Genomic DNA, 3,676 nt, shown 5'->3' with positions numbered 1-3,676 from the left:
GATAATCGGACTTACGGGTTTTATACCCGTGAACAACCTCGCGATTACAAAAGGTCGTAAGTCGAACCATCACGGCGAAATAGTGACTAGAGGGGGGGTTCTGAGTGAGTAACTCCGAAGAGCCACAAAACCCCGAGGATCTCCTCGAAGATATGCCTGGGAAGGCTAAAGTAAACGACAACGTCGTGAACGACCCCGAAGATACCGATACTAACGGTGAAACCCCCCGCCTCGACACCCCGATCACTCCGAACTTCGAGAACATACCCGACGAGCTCAAAGATAGAGACCAGTGGTTATGTTGGCGCGAAGAAGGGAGAGACGGAGATAAAACAAAGAGACCAGTGAACCCGCGTAAGGGACAGGGACAGGGTTTTGCGAGTACCACAGACCCCGACACGTGGGCTAGCTTTGACACGGCGCAGTTATATTACGAGTCTAACAGCGACGTCGACGGCGTCGGATTCGTCTTCTCGGGCGATGACACAATATGCGGTGTCGACCTCGACCACTGTCGTGATCCCGAGACGGGTGACATAGACGGCTGGGCGCGTGATATAGTAGACCGCCTAGACTCATATACTGAGGTCTCTGTCTCGGGGACGGGGCTACACGTCCTGGTGCACGGTATTATACCCGGGGGCGGGAACCGTAAGGGCGACGTCGAGATGTACGATGAGGCGCGCTACTTCACCATAACAGGCGAGACAGGCTTTGGGGGTGGCGACACAAAGCCCGTAGAACGCCGTCAAGACGCCCTTAAGGACGTACATAACGACTACGTCGTCGACGACGAAGAGATTGACGAGGATACCGAGACTTCCGACTCCGACTCCGACCCCGACCCCGTCGATCTTGACCTCGACGACGAAGAAATAATAGAGAAGGCTAAGAACGCCGAGAACGGCGACAAGTTCCGCCGTCTCTGGAACGGCTCGACCTCGGGGTATCCGTCACAGTCCGAGGCTGACTTGGCTTTAGCGGATCTGTTGGCTTTTTGGACGGGGGGAGACGAGACGCAGATGGATCGGCTATTCCGAGAAAGCGGCTTGATGCGCGACAAGTGGGACGAGGATCGTGGGGACAAGACCTACGGTGAGCTCACTATAGATAAAGCGGTCTCGGGAAGGACGGAGTACTACGACCCCGAGAGACACGACGGAGAAGCTGGAAAGGTAGCCGGTAACGCCTTCGACCTCGACGAGTTCGCCGGTCAAGAGACGCCTGACAGGGTAGGACTCGACGCCCGTGACGGAGGTTACGGGTATTGGTACACAGATGAAGACGACGAGCGACGGTTTAGAGAGTTGTCTAACTTTCTAATAGAGACACGGGCTAAGGTTAAGCACGCAGAAAGGGATACACACCACTTTAAGCTACGAGTTAAGCCGAAGAACGGAGAACCCTACGACGTCGACGTGAGACCAAAGGTCTTCAACCGGAGCGACAAGTTCGAGGACAAGATCGTTCGTGAATTCTCGACCCGCTGGGACGGCGATAAGGAGGACAGGAACGACCTCAAGGAGATTCTAGCCTACCAAAAGGAAGAGACCCAGAAAGGGACACACCTCATGGGGTTACACGGCGACGAGTTTGTTACTCCCCAGGGGACAATTTCGTCAGGCGGGTGGTCTGATACCCCCGAGACGGTGTTTCTCGAACGAGAAACCGATATAGAACGTCGGTGTGGTATCACACCCGAGACTGACGTCGACGAGGACGACCTCGAAGACGTTCTACGCCTCTTACCCCAGATCCGTGACTCCGAGAGGTTCTTAAGTGTAATCGGGTGGTTCTACGCGTCGGCTCTCAAACCGAAGTTCCTAGACTGGGTCGGAGAGTTCCCGCTTCTCTCTATTACCGGCGATACTGGAAGTGGCAAGACGAGCACGCTACAAGTCCTTTGGCGTGCCTTCGGCATGGACGACGACCCGCTAAGCTCCGAGATGACGCCCCACGGTATGCTCACAAGCTTCTCGTCGTCGAACTCTATCCCTGTATGGTTCGACGAGTATCGCCCCGCCGACATCTCCGACCGCCGTATAGACACGTTCCACGACTACTGTCGAAAGACGACCAGGGGAGGCTCAGAGGCTAAGGGACGCCCTGACGGAAGCACGGAGACCTACAAAATCAAAGCCCCCGTGGTTGTGACCGGTGAACAGCAGTTTCAAGACCCATCCCTAGTAAGGCGTAGCCTTCTAACCCACTTCCGCCCCGACGTTTCGGATGACGGAACAGAGACACAGAAGAGGTACGCCGAACTCGTCGGGGAGAGTTTTGAGAACGAAGACGGAGACATAGAGTACCCTAGCCCAAAGGATCTAGAAGGTCACGGCGTGGCTTACTACCGCTGGATTCTGGCACGAGATGACGACGACCTCAAAGAGATTTGGCGTGAGTGTCGTCCCGAGGTCGAGGATCTCCTCGAAGAACACGGTATCGGGGGTATCGGGAACTCCGAGAGAACGGCTTTACAGGTCTCCCTTTTTGGTCTGCGTATCTACGAGCAATTCGCGGAAGAGCACGACGTCGACGTCCCGATAGACGCCGGTAACGTAGACGAGGACGTAGAAGACGCGTTAGTTCACGTTGCGGGTAACATAGGAGACCTGAAAGCGGGGCGGCGCCGCAGCCACTTAGACGACTTCACCGAGATGCTGGGTCACGCGTCTATGTCGGGATACCTCGAAGAAGACGAACATTATACCCTATTACGCGGGGGGGAAGTGCTACGCTTCAACCTTTCGCGGTGCTACGGTAAGGTGCGTAAATACCACCAGGATCACAACTTAAACAACGCGATTTTTGAGAAAAACGAATACTTAGACCGCTTCCGCGACTCGAAAGACAGAGATGACACTTACGTCGAACGAGTACAAAAACGAACACCCCCGATAAGTCGTGCCGTGGGGATATACCTCGACGAAGCGGGGGAGACGGTCGACATTTCCCTGAGTATGTTCGACGAAGGAGATGAAGACGAAGAAGACAAAGACGAAAGCAGTGACAACGGCAACAACGACCCACGACCGATAAATACTCTGAACCCAGGTGAAACTGTGACTCTCACCGCTGAGTTGTGGGCAGAAGAAGACCACAACAGCGACAAGGTTGAACAGTACGGTATCCTCAAGGACATGACGGGTAGGGTGAACTTTATACGGTTTAGTGAAGACGCCCCCACACTTCTTCCAGAAACCACTTACAAAATAGAGAACGCCAAAACTGACGAGTACGAAGGCGACCTACAAGTCAAAATCCTCGACAACACCAAAATAACGAGAGTGCAACCAGGTGTGGGGCGGACTGAGGCTGAAAGTGCCGGTGAGGACGAAGAGCTAATGATAACCCCAGAACAGAGAATCCTCGAAGAGTTAAGAGAAAACGAGGGGTGTACTCAAGACGAGCTTGTCGAAAAAGTCGACGTAGAGGACGAGCAAGCTGAGACAGCCGTCGAGAGCTTGCTCACAGACGGTGTGATAATGGAGACCTCAGACGAGCTGAGGGTGGTATAGATACAGGTCTCACGCTGGGGGCTTCTTGGCGATCTCCCCGCTTATCTTGACAGTCTCGTATGGGATGTAGGGTCTCTTAGCGCGTCCCTCCTCCTCGAACTTGACTATACCGTACTCTTCGAGGAGTTCAAGATCCTCGTGTACCTCACGTAGACCTC

1 protein-coding gene is annotated in these 3,676 nt (G+C 54.3%); it reads left to right on the top strand.

The window, feature by feature from the left end; genetic code table 11:
- The first annotated feature begins 104 nt into the window (after window positions 1-104).
- Complete coding sequence (locus tag SV253_08540) at window positions 105-3,518, top strand: hypothetical protein (protein ID MDY6776102.1); 3,414 nt, start codon at window positions 105-107, stop codon at window positions 3,516-3,518.
- Window positions 3,519-3,676 lie beyond the last annotated feature (158 nt).

This window comes from Candidatus Afararchaeum irisae, from assembly GCA_034190545.1.
In the GTDB taxonomy this organism is placed as follows: Archaea; Halobacteriota; Halobacteria; order Halobacteriales; family Afararchaeaceae; genus Afararchaeum; species Afararchaeum irisae.
Note: the sequence above shows the minus strand (reverse complement) of the source record. Positions and strands in the feature narration are given on the sequence as shown.